Raw genomic sequence first — 21,037 nt, 5'->3', positions numbered from 1 at the left:
AGTTCTCGGCGCATGTGTTGAGCTATGCTTATTTAGTATTACATAAATCCATACTCGATCTAAAAAGAGCTAGAGCTCATAAAGTCGTTGATTCAAAAAATTGTTAAAGAGTTTCTATGTCAAGACCTCATGAATAAAGTAGTTAAATCTCTCATCTATATTTCTTCTGCATTAATTGGGATATATGCTTTTTTCGCATACGCTTTTCTTGAACTAGGAAACGCAGTTCACCCATCCATGAAAGTCAATTTCAATGCGCATGCACTAGGGATTTATGCTCATATATTTCCGTCCATTGTCGCATTAATTTTAGGCCCATTTCAATTCAATGAAAAATTTCGATTGAATCATATTCAGGTACATCGAAAATTAGGTAAAGTCTATTTACTCTGTGTCTTCCTTGGTGGTTTTTCTGGATTATATATGGCACAATTTTCCTTTGGGGGAATGGTTTCTCATCTAGGGTTTTTCCTATTGGCCATATTATGGATTACTTCTGGATTTTATGCCTATTCTTCCATTGTTCGTAAAAAGATTCAAGCACATAAAAATTGGATGGTCGTCAACTTCTCTCTTACTTTTGCTGCCGTCACATTACGAATTGGACTTGGAATTGGCTTTGCCATAGGTTTGCCTTTTGAATTATTCTATCCCTATTTAGCTTGGCTTTGTTGGGTTCCAAACCTGCTTATTGCATTGTTAATTATAAAAAAAGACACCTCACTCCAAATCATTTAATTATAATAAGAGGAAGCCCTCAATAATGAGAGCTTCCTCATTAATTTTCCTATCAAATCTTCCTTCATTTCGTAAGAAAGGCCCTATTAACATCTGTCCATAAATTAATTTCCTTCATCCATAGATTCAATCCCAATTTCTCTGTGGTTTGCAAGAGTGAAGTCCATCATGGAGTCGCTATTTTTTCTTCCGATTTCAGGAAATCTCTATAAGTGCATTTTTTTTAATTCGCGCTTACTTTTAAACCTATAAGAACGAATTTTTGACTATGCTAAACGCATTTTTAAAAAGAACTACCCTGCTGATTTCATGAAAGAATTCCCACTAAATACATGAATGGAAACCCATACTCCAAAATAATTCGTAAATTAAAAATTATATTTTCTCTATTAATAGTCATAAATCAAAATAACCATACATCATGAAAACAAAAGTCCGATTTATTACCATGTATTCCATTGCCTTACTTACTTGCTTGTCTATCACTGTTTTTACCTCACAGGCACAAGAAATGGCAAATGTCAGAAGAGCGGTCATCGTCTCTCCAGAAATTGGAGAAAAAACGGTCACATTTCGTATTTCTGCTCCCAAAGCAAAATTGGTCAGGCTTTATGGCTCATGGATGAAAAGCTTTGATTCTTCAACGAACATGCTGAAAGACTCGGTGGGAACTTGGACCGTGAAAATTCCAACTCCTTCTCCCGAGTTATATACCTATCATTTCATAGTAGATGGCATGACAGTCAATGATGTAAATAATATCTTTTTACAGCGTGATGGCGTTCGCTATTTAAGTGTTTTATTGGTTCCTGGAAAAACTACAAGTAATTATTTTGAGGCAAATCAACGAGGTAATTTGAAGAAAGTCTGGTATGATTCTCCTACTATTGGTAGCAACAGACACATGTATGTATATACTCCCTATGGTTATGAAACATCCAATCAAAACTACCCTGTCCTCTATTTACTACATGGTGGCGGCGGAGATGAAGATGCATGGAGCACGATGGGAAGGGCTGTTCAAATACTAGATAATTTAATTGAAAAGAAATTAGCCGTTCCTATGATTTGTGTTATGCCAAATGGGAATCCTGGCCAGAAGGCCGCCAAAACGTTGTTATTGGATGAAAAATTATATGATCGCAATGATCCCGCTTTTCAAAATTTATACATTACTAGTATAGTAAAAGACATCATTCCTTATGTAGAAAAGAATTACAAAGCTATTTCTAACGCCGATTCAAGGGCAGTAGCTGGACTCTCCATGGGTGGAGCTCATACCATCAGTGTTAGCAATGAATTCCCAGGAACTTTCAATTACATCTGTCCACTTAGTATTGGGGTTCGAACTATTACACCAGAATTTGAATCTAAACTTCAAGGAGTAAAAAAAGCAGGTTATAAATTGTATTGGTTTGCTTGTGGAAATGAAGATTTCCTTTGGGAAATAGCGAAAACAACCGAGGCCTCTCTAAGCAAAAATGGCATAGAGCATACCTTTTTTGTTTCCCCTGGTGGGCATACCTGGGCTAATTGGAGAATCTATTTAAATACATTTGGTCAATTACTTTTCAAATAAATTGAATCCAACTGGACACATTTAAACATTGATAACATGAACAAGAAATACATACTTTCATTCCTATTACTATTCCTCGTTATAGCTTCTTATGCACAAGAGCTAGCCAATTTTGCTGGACAAAAACCCATCATTTCCCCAGAAATAAAAGAGAAAGAGGTGATTTTTAGGATATCAAATCCATATGCCGATACGGTTAAATTATATGGCTCTTGGATGGAAAAACCTTCCCAATCAATTTTAATGAAAAAAGATAAGTTGGGCCTTTGGTCTGTCAGTATTCCCAAACCAAAATCAGAATTATATACCTACCATTTTATCGTCGATGGCCTAGCGGTAACAGATGCCACCAACATACTCATGCAACGTGATGGTACTCGGTATTTAAGTGTATTGCTCATTCCTGGGGATTTAGCAGCTAATTATTTTGAAGCAAATCAACGAGGTAATTTGTCGCAAGTTTGGTATGATTCTCCTACTATAGGGGTTAACCGAAGAATGTTTGTGTATACTCCTTTCGGATATGAATCAAGCAAAGAGAAATATCCCGTACTTTACCTATTGCATGGAGCAGGAGGAGATGAAGATGCTTGGAGCACCATGGGTCGCACCCGTCAAATTATGGACAATTTAATTGAGAAAGGTTTAGCTAAACCGATGTTGGTTGTCATGCCTAATGGAAACCCTGGCCAACAAGCCGCCAAAACTTCCATGTTACCCGAAAAAGCCTTTGATCGTAATGATCCAAAATTTGCGGACTTGTATGTGAATAGTATAGTAAAAGACATCGTTCCCTACATCGAAACGAATTATAAAGTCATCGCCAACCCAAAATCCAGAGCCATAGCAGGACTTTCTATGGGTGCTGGCCATACGATCCGAGTTAGCAATTTGAATCCTGGTTTTTTTAGTTACATCTGTCCATTAAGTAATGGAATTAGAATCGCAGATGAGAAAGCAAAGGCTGACTACAACCTTCAATTTCAAAATTTGAAAAAAGCGGGTTACAAACTGTACTTCTTGGCCTGTGGCGACAGCGACTTCTTAATTGAGCCCGCTAGATTATTAGATAAAACCTTAACAGAAAATGGACTTAAACATACCTTTTTTGTGAATTCTGGAGGACATACCTGGTCTAATTGGAGAATCTATCTTAATACATTTGCTCCTCAGCTATTCAAATAAATACACACACCTAATCTACACACACATGTGGATTAGGTGTTTAAATCGTATTTGGTCAAACTTTTAAAATCATTTTGAATACGTTCTCCTCAAATAGTCCTATATGAATAGGGAGGTTTCATTATTATTCAGCATATGAAGAAACTTTATCATCGATACAAATAGGACGAGCCATAAAACCATAGTCTGCCTTTCAGAAATAATATTAACTAATCACTTGTTTCAAGTTAGAAAGCGCTGTTTTAATGTATTGTTCCTTGTCTTTTTTTACTTCTTTCAACTCTTCCTTTCGTTTGGCTGGTAGTTCATAATACTTATCAGCCCACAAATTAATTTCGACCATCAAGGGTAGTAGATCTATTCCTTTTTGCGTCAGTTTATATAAGAATTTTGCTTTACTATCCGGATGGTCTGATTTACTAATTATTCCATTTTCTTCCAGGGATTGTAGCCGAGAGGCCAAAATGTTTGTCGCTATTTTTTCTTCCGATTTTAGCAAGTCACCATATGTGCATTGCTTAGCAAACATTAAATCTCGAACGATAATCAAGGACCATTTATCTCCCCAAATATCAAGTGAACTACTTATTGGACAATCTGACCTTTTTTTACTGTTTTTCATAAATAATTTATAAATATTACTTGCGATTTGCAAGTGTTTTATTAGCTTTGCACTTGCAATTCGAAAGTGAAATTATATGATTTATAAATCAAAGACAACATGAACTTAAAAAATAAAACGATTTTGATTACTGGAGGTAGTGCTGGTATTGGACTTGAAGCCACTAAGCAATTCCTAGAATTGGGAGCAAATGTCATTATTACAGGAAGAAATCAAGCTAAATTAGATACGGCAAAAAAACTTTATCCAAGCATTATTACATTTCAAAGTGATGTCGCAAAGGAAGAAGATGCCCTAGCACTTTACAATCAAATTGAATTATTGGGAGGAATTGATATATTATATAACAATGCAGGAGTTGGAGTTATGCCCTCTAATTTAGGCATTGCCAGCAATAAACATGTACAAGGAGCCGCTTATGAGATGGACATCAACTACATTGGTGTCATTCGACTAAATAATCTATTTATGACGATGTTGAATTCAAGAAAAGAAGGTGCCATTATCAATACAACTTCCGTACTGAGTTACGTACCTTCTTTGTTAGAAGCCACCTATTCCGCCACAAAGGCAGCATTAGGATTTTATACCAAGTCACTAAGAGAACATTTACGGATCATAAAAAGCCCCATTAAAGTTTTTGAACTATTACCTCCAGCGGTAGAAACTGAATTAATTGCACATAGAAAAATCCAAAAAATGAGCCCAGAAAAACTCATTAAAGGACTTATTTTAGGTTTACAAAAAGACCAATACACGATCCGAATGGGATATACTGGCACGATGTATTTACTGAATCGATTATTCCCAAAATTGGCATTTGCTTTAGTCAATCCAAGTGATACAGAAAAATTTTTAAAATAATGACCCAGATGAAAGCGTATATCATTAATCGTTACAACAAAGAAGATAAACTTCAATTGGCTGAAGTTCCTCAGCCCAAAGCGAAAGACCATGAAGTAATAATTCAAATACATGCTTCAAGTATTAATCCCTTAGATTTTAAACTTAAACATGGGGAATTTAAACTATTCATGCCTTACCAATTTCCATTGATTTTAGGCCATGATTTTGCAGGAACCATTACTGAAATCGGACCCAAAGTTAGTCTTTTCAAAGTAGGTGATGAAGTTTTTGGCCGTCCTGCCGATTTTCACATTGGAACTTTTGCTGAATTTATTTCAGTCCATGAAAATGATATAGCTTTAAAACCCAAAGATATTTCTTTTGAAGAAGCCGCTTCTTTTCCCTTGGTGGCATTAACCGCTTGGCAAGCAATCATTGAAAAAGCCCATCTAAAAAAAGGACAAAAAATCTTTATCCAAGCTGGGTCAGGTGGTGTAGGAACCATTGCTATTCAATTGGCGAAACATTTGGGTGCCCTGGTAGCTACTAGCACCAGTGTCGCTAATTTTGACTTAGTGAAAGGTTTAGGGGCAGATGTTGTGATTGATTATAAAACACAAGATTTCGAAACGGTCCTCCAAGACTACGATGTGGTTCTGAATAGCCAAGACGACAAAACATTAGAAAAATCGCTACGAATATTAAAACCAGGTGGTAAAGTCATTTCCATTTCAGGGCCACCCGATCCCGCTTATGCAAAGGAGCTCAATCTATCCTGGATATTTAAACTGATTATATTTTTAATAAGCAATAAAATCAGAAATCAGGCAAGGAAACGACAGGTTGATTATTCCTTTTTATTCATGAAAGCCAGTGGCCAACAATTGGCAGAAATTGGAAATTTGATTGAGTCAGGAGTTATACGTCCTGTGGTAGATCAAGTATTTTCATTTGACCAAGTAAATGAAGCGATGGACTATGTTTCCAGTGGACGAACAAAAGGAAAAGTGGTGGTAAAAGTCCTTTAACTTTCTGGATTGAGTCACATAAAATTGCCGTAACCGTGTTAAAAGCTATCAATTGCAACTACGGTGTTTTAAATAATTGAATGGTATAATCCAGAAGTTCTCTTCCGCCTGTTTTTCCATGCCCTGGAATAACGAGTCGAACATCAGGATAAGTCTGTTTTATTTTCTCCACCGTACTAGACCAAGCTCCTACATTCGCATCACCCAAATACCCTTTTGTGGCTTCTAATTCTTTTATTAAACAACCCCCAAAGAGTATTTTTTCTTTGGGAAAGTACCCTACCACATTATCCTTGGTATGTCCTTCTCCAAAAAAAGTAACCGTGGTAAATGTATTTCCAAGCTTCAAATTTTGGGAATCTTTAAATCCATTTTGTGGAGAAATAACTTGATTTGCTACCGTTAATTCAATCGTACTAAAATTCCCATAGGAAGGAATTTTTTTCTCATGAAAAGATGCTAAGCCGCCTAAACAATCATCATGAAAATGGGTGGGGATAATGGCATTTATCTTACATTGAAGTTTCTCCTGAATGTATTGAATTAAGGCATCAGCCGCTTTGTTATTGGTTGGAGTATCAAACACCACCACTTCTTTAGAATCCCGTATGATCATGCCATTACAAGGAACTTTCCCAAAATCATTCGTTTGTAGAAAAGAGGTGTGGACAAATGCATTCTCAGCAATTTGAATGATTGTTAAATCATCAGAATGATATACTTCAAGTGGCCTAAATGATTCTGAAGCTGCGGGATTTTGTGCGTGTAAATTTCCACAGAAAAGTAAAGCAAAAAATATATATTTCATGAATAGATAATTACTCTAAATATTGTGTCCACCAATTTTGAAAATTTAGACCACACTATTTATAAACGTGAATTGTAATCTACAAATTAAACGACATTTCGCATTAATACCTCAGGCCCCAATAGGGATTTCGAAATCCTTTGATGGATTCTTTAATGAAATCAGCAATGATTTTATTGTATTCTGCATCCGAGATTTTCTTGCCTTTTATTTTCTTCAAATTGAACTCGTTGGTTAATTTTTTAAATTCAACTTTACTTGCAATAATTGTCACGTCTCCATCATTAATATCCAATTCCAAGATTAAACCAGGAAGTCCAAAATAGCGCTCTGGGCCTGCTTGAACAGGAATGTCTTGCGCAAACCAAGCCGTAATTGTTTGCTTTTTCACGGTATCTACCGTCACCGCTTTCATACAAATATAACCTGCCACTTCTTTAATTTGGTTCAAGATTTTCCAGTTGGGCGCGTGTAAAGAGTCGTCGACCACATAAGTCTTTCCAAGTAAATCAATATAGTCCGTAGAATGTTCAGTAGCAAAATTCTTCGTTAAGAAAAAAGTCTCTTTTCGGCCAGACCAGCCCTGCTCCGCATTTTCCTCTCCTTGCATGTACAAGCTTTGGTTTTCATTAAACGCCAAGGTCATTTTTTGTTTCCAGCCTTCATCTGAGCTTCCCCATGTCAACTTAACACGATCCTTTTCCTCAGCACTTAAATATGTTAATCGAGTTACAATATTGGCCCAAAAAGTCGTCCGTTCGTATTGAACCATTCCTTCCTTTTTACCATCTTGAGAGAAGGATGAAAAAGAAATCAATATCATTAAAATTCCTAATTGCTTCATATATTATCTTTTACGAATGGGTGAATTTAATCCTCGCATATTGTAGGTATAACTCAACATGACATATTGGGAAAGCGTTTGGGTTTTTTCAAAACTCACAAAGTTTTGAAAAGCAAATTGATTCACCCCCAGGTTCTTTTTAAATACATCATACACGGTCAATCGAATCTCGGATTTTTGAGTCTTCCCTAAATATTTGAAAACCGAAACATTCAAAATAGGCATTTCTTGGTACAAACCTCTTGTCTTATTTTCATACACTTTGTAATCTAAATTATAAGACAAAAAGGTGTTCTTCCCAAAATTAACTGTCAATTCAGAACCAAACTGATTGTTGCGAATGGTTTGCTCTGGCAAAGCTGATTTATCGTAGCTTGTATTGTTCAAACCGAATCTAGCATTCATATAAAATGTGATCCGATCACTGGGGGTGAAAGAAATTCGTGCCCCAAAACTACCTGCATTCGTATTGGTATTAGACAAAACATCATTCAAAAAGAGTGGATTTTTTGCCAAATTAAAATCCGCGTTAATATTCATCGTACTAACCGTTTTTTTCAATGGAAAACCGAAACCGAAATAACCCACATAACTCTCTCCGCCAGAAATGTTAAAAGGTTTCGTTAATACAACACCATTCGAATTGATACTTTGGCTATATATCACTTGATTTACATTGTAATTGTAGGAAAGATTTGTATATAAGTTTAGGAAATTAGCGGCATCGAATAAGTTAAATCCAGAGCTAAGGGAGTGATTAAGGCTCGGCAATAAATTCGGATTACCTACCCGTAAAAACAAGGGATTGCTATTGTCAACGATAGGTTGTAAATCCCTAATACTTGGCTCCTGAACTGATTTATCATATGAAAAAAATAAATAACGATTGTTCTTTAATTCTAAGTCAACGCCCACTTTAGGAATCCAAGCAAAATAATTTAAATCAATAGCCGCTAAATTAGGTGCAGTAGCAGAGTTTCTAAAATCGCCTGTAAGATTGAACTGCTGAGCGGCTAAGCCAACCGTTACATTTACTCCGTCCTTTGAATAACGAAGGCTAGATCCTAGTCGATTGTAAGTTAAGTTATTATCATAATATCGGCTTAAACTGTCATTTCTAATTTCTGCTCCGCTAGTGCTACGATCTGAAAGGTCGCGATTTAAACGATTACTTTGGAAACTCGTATTAAAAAATGATTCCCAAAAAAATGCCTTGGACAAAGGCTCTACAAAAAAGAGGCTTGACTTAATTTGAGTTTTATTAGAGAAGTTATTGGTCAATTGATCAATCGCCTGAATCGAATCCCGAAGCGTTGTTGCATGTAAGAATTGGCTGAGCGATTTTTGGGTAGACGTACCATCCGAATTAGCATAATTATACCCAGCACTCGCTGAAAAACTACGTCCATTCTTAGCAAATTTATGCCTAAATATGGCTGTATTTTGTAAGGAAAAAGATTGCTGTCCACTTCCGTTTGCCAATTTTGTTTGGCGGGGATAAAGGTTATTTTGAACTAATAATTGTTGGAAAATTCGACTGTTTTGATCCGCATTTCCATAAGATATTTTACCATTACTTATTAAAATAAGCGTATTCAGCGTGTCGATTGATTTCTCATAGCGCATGCTCATGCGATGATTTCCCGAGAACGTTATTTGGCTAGTGGTATCTGCTGAATTTTGAGTTTTTTCTTGAAAAAAGCGTTGGGTACTTGAGATTTTATCAATGAAACGTTCGGACTGATTAAAGTAGTAATTCGAACTGAATTTGGTCTTTTTGGTATCATAATTGTAATTGGCTCCTCCCGAATAATTTTTTGAAAAACCATCCCGTCTGCCACCTATGGGAATCCCCATTTGATCGTCTCCATCATCAAAAGTGAAGTAACGTCCGTTTCCTGAAAAACCAAAATCTGCCTCGTTTCCCCAAGAAAAAGCTTGACTACCTCTAAAATCTTGGTAATCATCAAAAGACATCCCTGTTTGATTCGTATTATTACCTAAGCCAATCAAAGAAAGCTGGTTTTTGGCATCAAATTTATTATAATTCCCCTTTATCTCTTTTCTTCCTTCGGTCGCAATACCTCCCGTAATTTTACCAAATCCTCCCTTCTTGTGGCTCTCCTTTAACTCCAAATTAATCGTCTTCTCCTTTTTCCCATCGTCAATACCCGTCACTTTAGCCGCCTCTGTTTTCCCATTAAATACTTGAACCTTTTGAATCGCATCCGCGGAAATATTTTTAGTCGCTAATTTCGGATCCGATCCAAAAAAACTACGCCCATCTACCGTCACTTTTTTTACAGATTGGCCTTGTGCCCGAATACTTCCATCTGCCTCAATCTCCATTCCTGGAAGCTTTCTTAACAAGTCCTCCACCGTTGCTCCTGGTGGTACCTTAAATGAGGCCGCATTGTATTCTATGGTATCTCCCCGAATACTTAAGGGTGCTTTCGCTGTTCTTACCACGACTTCAAACAATTCCTTAGAAATAGGCTTCATCATCAAAGCACCTAAGTCTAATATCGCTTCTTGATCCGGCTTCACATCTACTTGCAAGGGAACATAACTCACATAAGAGGCTTTCAATATATAAGGCTGGCGCTTTACACTCTTGAATTCAAAAAAACCTTGATCATTAGCACGACCAAAATTTACTAAAGAGGAGTCTTTGGGTAGCAATAGCATCACCGTTGCCTGCGACAAAGGGTGACCACTTGTATCTACTAATTTTCCATGAACTTGGATGCGATTTTGACCAATTGAGACAAAACTAGATAGTAGAATGATACTAAGAATGAATGATTTAAACATGTAGGTTTTAGGCTTTTGCCAAAAGTACCTATTATAAAAAAAATTAAAGTACATAAAATGATGAATGGTTTCCGACAAACCAATAACCCTAAATTCATCAACTAATAAAAGAAAATTTGAATGGCTAACATCAATTTTTGGGATTCCATTGATAAAATGCTGAAGTATTTGATTAAAATCGCAGGTCACATCTGCACCAAGTAGATCACGGGTTAGTATTTCTAATCCAAAAGAACAAGAATTGTTAGTAGGCAATCAACATGATAGCTGAAAAAAGAATATTCTACTTAATCCAAATCTTAACATGATAAAAAAATTAACTAACGACTTTGAAATTATGGATGACACAATCAAAAAAGCTCAATTTGATATGTGTCAAGCTTATGCAAATGGTGCTATGGGTGTCATTGTATCAGGACTAATTTGGCTAACTGCCGCAAGTATTACATATCAATATTCTCCCCATACAGGTATTTGGACACTTTTTATCGGCGGTATGTTCATTTATCCTTTAAGTATACTCTTTTGTAAGTCCATTGGACTAAGTGGGGCACATACAAAAAGTAATCCTTTGGGTAATTTAGCCATGGAAGGGACAATCCTGATGATGATGTGTTTACCTCTTGCATTGGGACTTTCCATGCAACAAAAAGAGTGGTTTTTTCAGGCAATGCTATTAATTATTGGCGGTAGATATCTAACTTTTGCCACCATCTATGGCAAAAAGATTTATTGGATTTTGGGTGCTATATTAGGCATTTCGGCCCTCCTATTATTTAAATTAAAAGTCCCAGCTTTGGGCTCTTTGTTGACAGGCTCTTGTATTGAAATTTCATTTGGACTTTTTATGTTGATATCATTTCAAAATGAAAACAAAAAAAGCAATCAGACAAAATAAAACAGCCTAATCATTACTTTTTCGCTATTAAAATTAAAACACCGCCAAGCTTTGGTTAAAAAGATCTATGAATTACATGAATCATGATCTGAATAGACAGCAGAAGCTCTTTCGCCAGGACTTATTTCGATAGATTCAATATTTTGAGAGCTCCCCTTCCCACCATAAAAAATACAATTATCCCAACAAATAGGTCCGGGTATTTTGAATTAGTCAAGTAAACCAGTACGCCAGCAACAATGACTCCAAGATTCACAATCACATCATTGGAGGTAAATATCATACTTGCTTGCATATGAGCTTCTTTACTTTTGCTTTTTTGAAGCAAATACAAACATAATCCATTACCGAAAAGTGCTAAAATTGAAATGCTTATCATGATATGAAAAACGGGCATCTCTTCAATTCCCACAAATCTTCTAATAACTTCTACAAAACCAAAAATGGCCAAGATCCCCTGAAAATACCCTGCTACTTTCGCGATATTTTTTTTAAATACCAAGGTTCCGCCCACCGCAAAAAGTGCAAGTCCGTATACAATACTATCCGCCAACATATCCAGACTATCGGCTACCAATCCCATGGAATTGGCTAAAAATCCCATCGCAAATTCAAGTCCAAAAAAGAAAAAATTGATACCTAAAACTTGCCAAAGCAGCTTCTTTTCGCTTTCTGCCGTATTGTTGATTTTTTCGTTACTATTGATTGAAATACTGTTTATAAGTGAGGTATCAAATTTTAATTCGTCAAGACGCTGAAAGATTTGGTCGTATCCATCGGTATGAAATACGGTTAATTGTCTGTTTGAAATATCAAAGTCCAAGGAATTAATGGTTATCAAATCGGCAAGTTTCATCCGAATCATTTGTTCCTCTGATGGGCAGTCCATTTTTGATATTTTAAACGTCGTTTTTTGTAACATGCGAATATTTCAAGTTAAAATCTACTACACCAATTCCGGCTCGAATAAGCCTTTCCATTCATTCCATATATTGCCTCTTGCGAAATTTCTGGAATATTCTCCAAATTAAACAATTCTCTCATGTAGCATAGTAGCACATTCTTGACATAAAGAAAAAAAGATCGTTTTTTAACCAAAAGTTCCATGCTTCTGCTGAATTTTGTTTGCTCTCTTGTGCTTCAAAAAATGCATCGATAAGGTTTTGATTCAGTTGGTGACTCTCTAAAAAATCAAGGAGTCAACTTTCCTTTCTGTTTTTATTTTGGCCTATCAAATACTTTACATATTTCCTCAATTATGTATCATGTTATATGCCACTTTAGGCATTCAAGTATTTCCACAAAAAGAATTTGTCTGCCAATAATTATAAAAGAAGTAGAAAAATTTATATATTCAAGTACTTTAAACTATTTGGAAAAAACTCCATTGCTAAACTAAAAGGTGAGATATCATGCTAAAAATTGACAAAATTCTTATTGTACTTATGCTTCAATGCTTCGCGTTGAATACGATGGCACAAGATGGCACTATTTATCCACTTGAAGCTCCAAAAGAACCCAATGCCATTCCCTTAGGCACAGGTTCCGTGAAAGATCAACCCGCACCAGAGACTTGGTTTCGCCAATGGGGAGACCCAATGGCAAGAAATATTTCTAAAGCTACCTTAACGCCCTTCTTTCCTGAAAAAGGAAAGGCAAATGGCGCTACTGTCATTGTTGCTCCTGGAGGAGGTTACCGATGGCTTTCTATGGGCAATGAGGGATGGGAAGTAGCCGAAGCTCTTGCTAAAAAAGGAATAACGGCTTTTGTTTTAAAATACAGGTTGTTTCCTACGCCAGAATCTTTGACAGATTTTACGGCCTGGATGAACCGTCCGCGTCCGGCACCACAAAAACCGGATGACGTTTCAAAAAGTAATTCTCCCACTCCACCTGTTCAAATGGATCTGTCAAATCAGCTTGAAGATGCTGAAGCAGCCTATGCTTTGATTATTAAAAACTCCAAGGAATGGGGAGTTGATCCAAATCGTATTGGAATGATTGGTTTTTCTGCTGGAGCTGGGTTAACTATGCATGCAACGTTACATTCCAAAACAATGAAACTTGCTTTTATTGGACCAATTTATGGAGGCATGGGTCCCGTGAATGTACCTGAAAATGCTCCTCCCATGTTTAATGTCATCGCCTCAGATGATTTTTTATTTAAATCCCAATTTGGAGTCATTGATTCTTGGTTTAAAGCTGGTCGACCAGTAGAATTTCATCTATACCAAAATGGTGGACATGGATTTGGTTTAGGAAATCCAAATAGAACAAGCAATCGCTGGTTTGAGGCATTTATGCATTGGTTAGATGTAAATAAATTTCTTATCCCTAAAAAAGAGGAATAAGACATCTCCAACAAAAATTAATCCAACGGAAAATCGACCTATTTAACATAGAAATGATAGGGGATTTGATATGTAAAAATGTCAAATTAGAATACTTACATTTTTGAAACTGCTAAAACAGTAGCTATGGGACGAAATACCTTTTTCTTACCTTTTGGATAGGAGTTTAATTACCCAAAAATCAGGGAGGCCTTTTAGTGTTCTTAGTGTTTTGTTCATATTTTCATTCTTGGCATAATTTCTAAGCATCTTGTATATCAAAAAAAGCTAAACATATTACCGAATTGTCGCAACCTAGCATGCCATTCTTGTCCCAATTGGGATGTCGTGTGTTTAGTCACGCCGATTGATGAATTGAAGTATGAACTTTGAGGAATACTAACATATCATTCCCATGAGAAACTTCTTGAGTACCCTGTTTTTTCTTAGTTTATTTTTAAGCTTAGCTAGTTGTGAAAAAAATGGGCCAATAGATGATCAGCAAGGTAATTTGACGGTGAGCCTAGCTACGATTCAACAATCGGTGACGGCAACACCCAAAGAACCCTTGGAAGAGGCAGAACTTGCACGCATTCTATTTATCCGAGAGGAGGAAAAATTAGCTTATGATGTGTATAAAACCATGTTTGATAAATATGGCGTCAATATCTTTCAAAACATCCCCAATAGTGAATTAAGTCATATGGAGGCCATGTTAACGATTATAAGAAAATACGGATTAGTGGATCCAATGGATACGAATCCACGAGGGATATTCAAAGATTCTACATTGCAGGCATTATATAATCAATTAGTTAGTCAAGGAAATACTTCTGTATTATCCGCTTATCAAGTAGGTGCTCTGATTGAAGAATTGGATATTCATGATTTGAATAAATCATTGGCCCTTACAAATAATCAAGATGTGAGAATTGTCTATGATTTTTTAAATAAGGGTAGCAGAAATCACCTGCGGTCTTTTTATAAAAACATTAAAAAAGCGAATGGGTCCTATTCTCCTATTTACATTTCTCAAATAGAATTTGATGCCATTGTCAATTCTGAGATGGAGAAATTTTAATTGAAAAATGAACTAGTATGGTCTCAACGAGATCAATGTTAGATTGTAATACTGAAATAAGACTAAATTCGCAGAGATAATTTAAATTATGGCTACATCAAATTCGTCAAATCGGGGAACTAATTTTATTTCCGTATTTCTCTATACTATACTCATTGCTCTTGTGGGACTATTTTCCTACTTGGCCTATAACTCGTTTGACTCCCAAAAAAGTGCTTCTTCTGATTCAACGGCTGTTTATATACAACCTGATTCTAATTTTACACATGTATGGACAGCCCCTTCAGAATGGCGAATGATGTATTTAGCACCTGAGGAAAAAGAATTGGTGTCATACGGAAAAGAATTAATAGCCCATACCTCCGAATATTTAGGTCCCAAGGGGTCTGTTAGGGCCCTATCGAATGGGATGAATTGCCAGAATTGCCACTTACAGGCGGGAACCCAGCCATGGGGTAATAATTATTTTGCCGTACAATCTACCTATCCAAAATTTAGAGCCCGTTCGGGAACTGTTGAAGATCAAGTGAAGCGAGTGAATGACTGTTTTGAGCGAAGCCTTAATGGACAAGCATTAGCTACTGAAAGCAAAGAAATGCGGGCTATTTTATCCTATATCAAGTGGCTAGGAACAGATGTTGAGAAAGGAATTGCACCCAAAGGCTCAGGAATTTTTAAATTAAAAGGCTTAAAAAGAGCGATTGACCCTGTAAAAGGGGCAGAAGTTTATGCAGCCAAATGCCAGTCTTGTCACCAAGCAGATGGCGGCGGCGTATTAGCTGAAGGTGGTCATTCCTATACTTATCCACCGCTTTGGGGATCCCATAGTTATAATCATGGTGCAGGCCTCTTCCGTATGTCGAACTTTGCGGGCTATGTGAAATACAATATGCCATTAGGAGCGACTTACGAAAAACCGCAATTAAGTGATGAAGAGGCTTGGGATGTGGCAGCTTATGTGAATTCGATGCCAAGACCAGGAAAAGATTTATCCAAAGATTGGCCAGATATTTCAGGTAAGCCGTTTGATCACCCATTTGGCCCTTATGTAGATCCATTCCCAGAATCTCAACATAAATATGGTCCATATAAACCGATCAAGGAATGGATTAAGAAACACAAAAAATCAAAAAGCTAAACCGATGAACTCTAGAAGAAAATTTTTACAAGGCGGACTACTTTCCAGTGTAGCGGCCTTATCTCCTCTAGCTTCTTCGGAAGCAAAAGAAACTAAGAAATATTCCACTCCAGCAAAGCCGAGTTCGGGTCAAATAACTATTTTACAAACAACGGACGTGCATTGTCAATTGCATGCACATGATGAATTGTTTTGGGAGAAAGAAGAGCTCGTTTTCAGAAAAGCGGGTGGTTATGCGCACATGGCCACCGCCTTAGATCGCATGAAGCAAGTAAATCCTGAGAATACGATTACACTTGATACTGGGGACATGTTCCAAGGCTCGATGCTTTCCGTGAAAACGACAGGACAGGCTTTTGTTCCCTTGTTAAATGCAATGAATTATGATCTATACTTGCCCGGTAACTGGGAAGTGGTTTATTATAAGAAAAATATGCAAAAGCTTTTGGGCGGACTTTTAGCTCCCAAAATTTGTGCCAATATGTACCATGATTTAGGAAATGGCAAGAAGGGGGAATTGATCTTTCAGCCCTATCAAATCATGCACCGTTTAGGCGTTAAAATTGGCTTCTTGGGTTATACAGATCCTTTAGTCCCGCTTCGTCAATCACCCATGTATAGTAAGGGTATTCTATACACTAAACCGGAAGAAAATCTACAAGAATATGTAACGCTTTTACGAGAGCAGGAGCAATGCGACTTTGTCATTATTCTCTCTCACTTAGGTCTTTCCCAACAAATTGCCTTAGGAAATAACCCGCATTGTGTGGGTGTTGATTATATTTTTGGTGCGGATACCCATGAGCGGGTACGTAAACCCATTCAAGCAGAGTATACGAAAATTGTTGAGCCTGGAGCTTTTGGATCATTTATTGGGAAATTAGATATTCAGGTCAAAGATGGAAAAGTCACTGGTTCTACTTATGAATTAGTCGAAGTAGATCCTAATAAATATCCTGCTAAAAAAGAGATTGTAAACTTAGTAAAAGAGTTAGAAAGCCCATTTAAATCTGAAATAGACAAAGTGTTAGGTTATAGCACCTTGCCATTGTATCGAAATTTTGTCGTTGAAAATACGATTGATACGCTCATTGTTGATGCCTTAAAATGGAAGGTAAATGCCGATGTCGTTTTGTCCAATGGATTCCGATTTTGTCCACCACGCGTCCCTGGAAAGGATGGAAAAGTAGCCATTACAGAAGGCTATTTGTATGATATGTTACCTGTAGATTCCACGATTCGGACGGCGAAAGCAACGGGCCAACAAATCATGAATTGGTTAGAAAAGGAATTGCAGAATGTATTTGCTCAGGATGCTTCATTACGTTTTGGGGGATGGTTTATTCGTTTCAAGGGAATGCAAGTTGAGTTCAAAGCATTTGAGCGAGTAGGGCATCGGGTTCAAAAAGTCAATATTGGAGGGGCGCCCTTAGAGCTTGAGAAATCATATGTATTGTGTGCTTGTGAACGAGACGGAGACCCAGAAGATATGCTTTGTCGTATGAAAGGTGTAAAGGAAGCCAAGAATACGGCTTATACGCTACATAGCATGATGAAAGAGTATCTGGCTAAATTCTCACCTGTGACGCCCACCTTACGTCATGATGCTAAAATTCTGGATGGTCCGCAGTCTTTATTGAGCCAAGTAACGGGGGTGGATTATACCTTTAGGTAATAGAAGATCATACATAAAAAATGCTTTTTACCTGTGTTACAAATCTGGTTTAAATAAACAGGGCTCTTACAATTTTTAGCGTAACAAGCTGATTATTAACGATTCTTTTAGAGTCGATAGATGCAAAACAATGCGATGATGGAGTATGTAACTATCTAGAAAATAAAGGGTTGAACTTATTGCAAATTTGTAGAAAGTTACTTTTTAATGAAACTGCAAAAAACAAAGTTTTGAACTGCTCCAGCTGGTGAAATATGGTCTTCTCGTTTGCATTCTAGATTTTTGAAACCTGATTGTTGAAACTTTTCTTTCATTTCGGCTTCATCATATTGTTTAATATCTAATCCACTACATTTTATCGGACCATCAACCGAAAACGTTCCAATGATGACCATTCCATCTACAGCATTTTTAACAATATTCAAATATTTTTCAATTTTATCTATTTCCGTTTGAAAGTGAAATGCTGCCCTGTCATGCCATACATCATACTTTTCATTTGGATTAAAATCCAAAATATCAGACACAATCCATTTTACTTTACTGGCATCTTTCCCCAACCTTTCCTTGGCTCTGAGAATAGCGGCTTCTGATATATCTAAAACCGAAATATTGCTATATCCTTCAGCTAATAAAAAATCAACCAACTTGCTATCGCCACCCCCTATATCAATAATATTTGGAGTCTTATTAATTTTAAATTTTTGTATAAACTCCAAGGAAATAGATGGCACTTCTTGCGTCCAACTTACTTCATTAGACTTCTTAGTTGAAAATATTTTTTCCCAATGCTCTTTTGTGTTTCCTATCATAAAACAAATTTCGTCAAAAGTTCAGTTTAAAAGTGAGGCTTCAATCATTCTATGATATAAATATAAAAAGGCCATACTATCAAATTATAACCCTTTTATATTTATATCTAGCTCCCATAATAGGTGGAATGTTGCGGCCGTTTTCAATATTTGAACTTGCAACTTTAAGGAAACTAAAGAGTTAACTCTATTTGTAGTTTCTTGTATTGCTCTCTGTGATGTGATATAGGAAAAGCTAAAAATTCAATTATCTTTGTAAGCGAACACTTACTTACATATATAAAATAATTTATCAAGAGGACCTTGAAAATGAAAAACAATACATTCACAGACAGGCAAATAGAAATAATGGAAGCCGCCACTTTGCGGATTGACCAATATGGCATACAAGAATTAACAATAAAAAACTTAGCGGCCGATTTAAGACTTTCTGAGGCTGCATTATACCGACATTTCAAAAGCAAAAATGATATTATGCTGGGGCTTTTGTCATATTTTATTTTTGAAATGAAAGAGCGAATTACAACAATAATCTCTAAAGAGGAAAACACGCCAACAGAACAATTAATACAAATTTTTAATTCTCAGTTAAAAACATTTTTAAAGAAACCGGCTATTGTAAGCGTAATTTTTTCGGAAGGTATTTTTCAATTTAATAAAGACCTTAGTGAGAAGGTCTCTAGTATGATGGAACTGATGCAAACTCATATTAATACCATCATAAAGAAAGGTCAAGATGAAGGAACATACAGTGAATTAACTGGTTCGGCAACTATTTCAACTATTATTATGGGCAGTATGCGTATGACAGTATTAAAATGGAAATTATCGGGGCATAAATCAAACTTAATTAAAGATGGAAATACTGTACTAAACGGACTATTAAAAATGATAGAAAAATGAAAAAAGCCTTTCCCTACTTATTAGCAATAATCGTAACAGGATTTGGACTACTTACTTTGTTTCTTAGCACCTCTTTAATATTCGATCTATTTGGTATCAGAGCAAAAGAAGGCAACTACGTTTTATTTGTAGTTTGGTCAAATTTTATCAGTAGCATTCTTTATTTATTTTCATCTTATGGGTTTGTTACATCTAAAAAATGGACTGCTAAACTATTAGGAGTTTCTACAATAATATTAAGTACTGCCTTTGTTGGATTATTTTATCATTTCAACTCAGGCAGTATTTATGAAACAAAAACAATTGGTGCAATGATTTTTAGAATTTCTGCAACACTTGTATTTACAATCATTGCTTATTTCACTATCACAAAAGAACAAATAAAAAAAATTGACTTATGAAGTTAGTAAATATTCACACACTTTTTTCCCTCCTATTATTCATACTAATAGGATTGAATTCGACACAAGCACAAGTCTGGTCGCTAGAACAATGTATTGACACAGCACAGGTTCACAATAAAAACCTGCAAATGAGTAGAAATAATATTTCTATTGGTGATCAAAAAGAGAAAGAAGCCAAAGCCTATTTACTACCAAAGGTAACAGCTAATGCGGATTACAAGTATTTTACCAATTTGCCCTACCAGTTAATGCCCTTATCAACATTTAATCCGACAGCTCCAGAAGGACAGTTTAAAGAAGCTCAATTTGGCGTTCCACACAACATCAATGCCAACTTACAATTATCAATGCCTTTGTATAATCCGCAAGTTTATGGTACTATTCAAACTACTAAAATAGCATCGGAATTGACCGAATTACAATACAAAAAAACGGAAGAACAAATCTTTTTTGAAATCTCCAATCTATATTACAATGCACAAATAGTATATAATCAATTAGCTTTTATTGAAAGCAACCTTTTAAATGCCGAAAGGTTACTAAAAAACTTTCAACTGCTCAAAGAACAATTCCTTGCCAAAGGAACAGATATAGGCATAGTGAAGTTGCAGGTTGGGCAATTAACATCACAAAAAGTAAGTATCGGCAGTAAGTACGAGCAAGTTTTAAATGCGTTGAAATTTGCAATTGGTGTTTCGATCAAACAAAATCTACAAATTGAGCCGAATATTCAATATCAAAACGCAAATGAATATTCCCCATTATCAATTTTAGATATTCATATCATAAAAACTCAAAACCGCTTATTGTCGAGTGAACTAAGCACCTTAAACAATTCAAGGTTTTTACCTTCACTAAATCTTATTGGAATGTATGGAACAACAGGTTTTGGATATGACAAGCAACCAACTGATTTTATAAAATTCTTCCCTATTGGCTTTGCAGGTATTCAGCTTTCATATCCACTATTTAATGGAACGGTCTCACAACGAAAAATTAATCAGAAAAAAATTGAAATTCAAAACAATGAAATTCGATTTGGACTACTTACTGAACAAAATAATATGCAGGTTCAAAATGCAAAAATGCAAAAAGGAGTCGCTAAAAAAACGATAGAAACAGCTACAGAACAAATCCAATTGGCTCAAACAATTTATGAACAAACGATAATTCAACAGAAACAAGGAACAGCAAGTTTAACAGATGTATTGCTTGCTGAAAATGCTTTGCGTGAAGCACAACAAAATTACCTCTCTGCGGTAATTGATTATCTAAAAGCAGATTTAAATCTTAAAAAACTAACAGGTAATATTTCAACAACTAAATAATAAT

General features: G+C 36.0%; 19 protein-coding genes. 13 read left to right on the top strand and 6 right to left on the bottom strand.

The genetic code is table 11. The features are described from left to right. The first annotated feature begins 129 nt into the window (after positions 1–129). From G9H65_RS01395 to G9H65_RS01385, 3 genes are all read left to right on the top strand, one after another. Positions 130–738 carry a DUF2306 domain-containing protein gene (locus tag G9H65_RS01395; protein WP_166373567.1) on the top strand — a complete coding sequence of 203 codons (609 nt, stop codon included), beginning with the start codon at positions 130–132 and terminating at the stop codon, positions 736–738. A gap of 421 nt (positions 739–1,159) precedes the next feature. Next, positions 1,160–2,317 (top strand): esterase, encoded by a 1,158-nt coding sequence (locus G9H65_RS01390; protein WP_166373566.1) that lies wholly within the window; start codon positions 1,160–1,162, stop codon positions 2,315–2,317. Positions 2,318–2,353: 36 nt separating this feature from the next. Continuing rightward, positions 2,354–3,502, top strand: a complete 1,149-nt coding sequence (locus G9H65_RS01385; RefSeq protein WP_166373565.1) for an esterase — start codon at positions 2,354–2,356, stop codon at positions 3,500–3,502. A gap of 205 nt (positions 3,503–3,707) precedes the next feature. Here G9H65_RS01385 and G9H65_RS01380 read toward each other — a convergent pair whose 3' ends face one another. Continuing rightward, positions 3,708–4,157, bottom strand: coding sequence for a winged helix-turn-helix transcriptional regulator (locus G9H65_RS01380; RefSeq protein WP_235927433.1), 450 nt, complete (start codon positions 4,155–4,157; stop codon positions 3,708–3,710). 66 nt (positions 4,158–4,223) lie between these two features. On the opposite strand from G9H65_RS01380, the gene G9H65_RS01375 reads away from it, so the two are divergent. Together G9H65_RS01375 and G9H65_RS01370 are read left to right on the top strand one after the other, a co-directional pair. Then, complete coding sequence (locus tag G9H65_RS01375) at positions 4,224–4,988, top strand: SDR family oxidoreductase (protein ID WP_166373564.1); 765 nt, start codon at positions 4,224–4,226, stop codon at positions 4,986–4,988. Next, positions 4,988–5,998 (top strand): NADP-dependent oxidoreductase, encoded by a 1,011-nt coding sequence (locus G9H65_RS01370; RefSeq protein ID WP_235927432.1) that lies wholly within the window; start codon positions 4,988–4,990, stop codon positions 5,996–5,998. The genes G9H65_RS01375 and G9H65_RS01370 overlap by 1 nt, the downstream gene beginning before the upstream one ends. Positions 5,999–6,056: 58 nt before the next feature. Here the strand turns inward: G9H65_RS01370 and bla are convergent, their stop codons facing one another. From bla to G9H65_RS01355, 3 genes are all read right to left on the bottom strand, one after another. After that, entirely contained in the window at positions 6,057–6,806 is a 750-nt protein-coding gene (gene bla, locus G9H65_RS01365; protein ID WP_166373563.1) for a subclass B1 metallo-beta-lactamase, read from the bottom strand. A gap of 103 nt (positions 6,807–6,909) precedes the next feature. Next, complete coding sequence (locus G9H65_RS01360; RefSeq protein ID WP_166373562.1) at positions 6,910–7,650, bottom strand: GLPGLI family protein; 741 nt, start codon at positions 7,648–7,650, stop codon at positions 6,910–6,912. A 3-nt stretch (positions 7,651–7,653) separates the two neighbouring features. After that, entirely contained in the window at positions 7,654–10,464 is a 2,811-nt protein-coding gene (locus G9H65_RS01355; RefSeq protein WP_166373561.1) for an outer membrane beta-barrel protein, read from the bottom strand. Between the two features lie 304 nt (positions 10,465–10,768). Between G9H65_RS01355 and G9H65_RS01350 the strand changes: the two genes are divergently transcribed. After that, a complete protein-coding gene (locus G9H65_RS01350) occupies positions 10,769–11,362 on the top strand; it encodes a DUF7010 family protein (protein ID WP_205753211.1) in 594 nt (197 codons plus the stop codon). Positions 11,363–11,483: 121 nt separating this feature from the next. On the opposite strand, the gene G9H65_RS01345 is transcribed toward G9H65_RS01350, so the two are convergent. Continuing rightward, positions 11,484–12,284 (bottom strand): cation transporter, encoded by an 801-nt coding sequence (locus G9H65_RS01345; protein WP_166373560.1) that lies wholly within the window; start codon positions 12,282–12,284, stop codon positions 11,484–11,486. 523 nt (positions 12,285–12,807) lie between these two features. Here G9H65_RS01345 and G9H65_RS01340 point away from each other — a divergent pair. The 4 genes from G9H65_RS01340 (at position 12,808) to G9H65_RS01325 (ending at position 17,586) form a co-directional block, all read left to right on the top strand. After that, the gene (locus G9H65_RS01340) at positions 12,808–13,713 is read left to right on the top strand and encodes an alpha/beta hydrolase (protein ID WP_235927431.1); all 906 of its coding nucleotides are present in this window, start codon (positions 12,808–12,810) and stop codon (positions 13,711–13,713) included. 394 nt (positions 13,714–14,107) lie between these two features. Then, positions 14,108–14,773 (top strand): DUF2202 domain-containing protein, encoded by a 666-nt coding sequence (locus G9H65_RS01335; RefSeq protein ID WP_166373558.1) that lies wholly within the window; start codon positions 14,108–14,110, stop codon positions 14,771–14,773. Between the two features lie 88 nt (positions 14,774–14,861). After that, on the top strand, positions 14,862–15,911 hold the full coding sequence (locus tag G9H65_RS01330; RefSeq protein WP_166373557.1) for a c-type cytochrome: 1,050 nt from the start codon (positions 14,862–14,864) through the stop codon (positions 15,909–15,911). 4 nt (positions 15,912–15,915) lie between these two features. Beyond that, positions 15,916–17,586, top strand: a complete 1,671-nt coding sequence (locus G9H65_RS01325; protein ID WP_166373556.1) for a bifunctional metallophosphatase/5'-nucleotidase — start codon at positions 15,916–15,918, stop codon at positions 17,584–17,586. A gap of 197 nt (positions 17,587–17,783) precedes the next feature. Here the strand turns inward: G9H65_RS01325 and G9H65_RS01320 are convergent, their stop codons facing one another. Then, positions 17,784–18,398, bottom strand: a complete 615-nt coding sequence (locus G9H65_RS01320) for a class I SAM-dependent methyltransferase (RefSeq protein WP_166373555.1) — start codon at positions 18,396–18,398, stop codon at positions 17,784–17,786. 309 nt (positions 18,399–18,707) lie between these two features. On the opposite strand from G9H65_RS01320, the gene G9H65_RS01315 reads away from it, so the two are divergent. Genes G9H65_RS01315 through G9H65_RS01305 form a run of 3 tightly spaced genes read left to right on the top strand, consistent with a single transcriptional unit; the run spans position 18,708 to position 21,033 of the window. Then, a complete protein-coding gene (locus G9H65_RS01315) occupies positions 18,708–19,301 on the top strand; it encodes a TetR/AcrR family transcriptional regulator (RefSeq protein WP_166233155.1) in 594 nt (197 codons plus the stop codon). Then, positions 19,298–19,702: a hypothetical protein gene (locus tag G9H65_RS01310; RefSeq protein WP_166233153.1), complete on the top strand. Its 405-nt coding sequence runs from the start codon at positions 19,298–19,300 to the stop codon at positions 19,700–19,702. The genes G9H65_RS01315 and G9H65_RS01310 overlap by 4 nt, the downstream gene beginning before the upstream one ends. Continuing rightward, positions 19,699–21,033: a TolC family protein gene (locus G9H65_RS01305; protein ID WP_166233151.1), complete on the top strand. Its 1,335-nt coding sequence runs from the start codon at positions 19,699–19,701 to the stop codon at positions 21,031–21,033. The genes G9H65_RS01310 and G9H65_RS01305 overlap by 4 nt, the downstream gene beginning before the upstream one ends. Positions 21,034–21,037 lie beyond the last annotated feature (4 nt).

Origin of the sequence: Aquirufa ecclesiirivi, from assembly GCF_011250515.1 — a bacterium.
Lineage (GTDB): Bacteria > Bacteroidota > Bacteroidia > Cytophagales > Spirosomataceae > Aquirufa > Aquirufa ecclesiirivi.
This window is presented reverse-complemented; position numbering and strand designations above follow the sequence as displayed.

Bases quoted from the DNA above. Each gene is read 5' to 3' on its own strand.
- G9H65_RS01315 (WP_166233155.1), top strand. From the start codon at position 18,708: ATGAAAAACAATACATTCACAGACAGGCAAATAGAAATAATGGAAGCC.
- G9H65_RS01330 (WP_166373557.1), top strand. From the start codon at position 14,862: ATGGCTACATCAAATTCGTCAAATCGGGGAACTAATTTTATTTCCGTA.
- G9H65_RS01310 (WP_166233153.1), top strand. From the start codon at position 19,298: ATGAAAAAAGCCTTTCCCTACTTATTAGCAATAATCGTAACAGGATTT.
- G9H65_RS01390 (WP_166373566.1), top strand. From the start codon at position 1,160: ATGAAAACAAAAGTCCGATTTATTACCATGTATTCCATTGCCTTACTT.
- G9H65_RS01345 (WP_166373560.1), bottom strand. From the start codon at position 12,284: ATGTTACAAAAAACGACGTTTAAAATATCAAAAATGGACTGCCCATCA.
- G9H65_RS01370 (WP_235927432.1), top strand. From the start codon at position 4,988: ATGACCCAGATGAAAGCGTATATCATTAATCGTTACAACAAAGAAGAT.
- G9H65_RS01335 (WP_166373558.1), top strand. From the start codon at position 14,108: ATGAGAAACTTCTTGAGTACCCTGTTTTTTCTTAGTTTATTTTTAAGC.
- G9H65_RS01395 (WP_166373567.1), top strand. From the start codon at position 130: ATGAATAAAGTAGTTAAATCTCTCATCTATATTTCTTCTGCATTAATT.
- G9H65_RS01355 (WP_166373561.1), bottom strand. From the start codon at position 10,464: ATGTTTAAATCATTCATTCTTAGTATCATTCTACTATCTAGTTTTGTC.
- G9H65_RS01305 (WP_166233151.1), top strand. From the start codon at position 19,699: ATGAAGTTAGTAAATATTCACACACTTTTTTCCCTCCTATTATTCATA.
- G9H65_RS01350 (WP_205753211.1), top strand. From the start codon at position 10,769: ATGATAAAAAAATTAACTAACGACTTTGAAATTATGGATGACACAATC.
- G9H65_RS01385 (WP_166373565.1), top strand. From the start codon at position 2,354: ATGAACAAGAAATACATACTTTCATTCCTATTACTATTCCTCGTTATA.
- G9H65_RS01340 (WP_235927431.1), top strand. From the start codon at position 12,808: ATGCTTCAATGCTTCGCGTTGAATACGATGGCACAAGATGGCACTATT.
- G9H65_RS01375 (WP_166373564.1), top strand. From the start codon at position 4,224: ATGAACTTAAAAAATAAAACGATTTTGATTACTGGAGGTAGTGCTGGT.
- G9H65_RS01320 (WP_166373555.1), bottom strand. From the start codon at position 18,398: ATGATAGGAAACACAAAAGAGCATTGGGAAAAAATATTTTCAACTAAG.
- bla (WP_166373563.1), bottom strand. From the start codon at position 6,806: ATGAAATATATATTTTTTGCTTTACTTTTCTGTGGAAATTTACACGCA.
- G9H65_RS01360 (WP_166373562.1), bottom strand. From the start codon at position 7,650: ATGAAGCAATTAGGAATTTTAATGATATTGATTTCTTTTTCATCCTTC.
- G9H65_RS01325 (WP_166373556.1), top strand. From the start codon at position 15,916: ATGAACTCTAGAAGAAAATTTTTACAAGGCGGACTACTTTCCAGTGTA.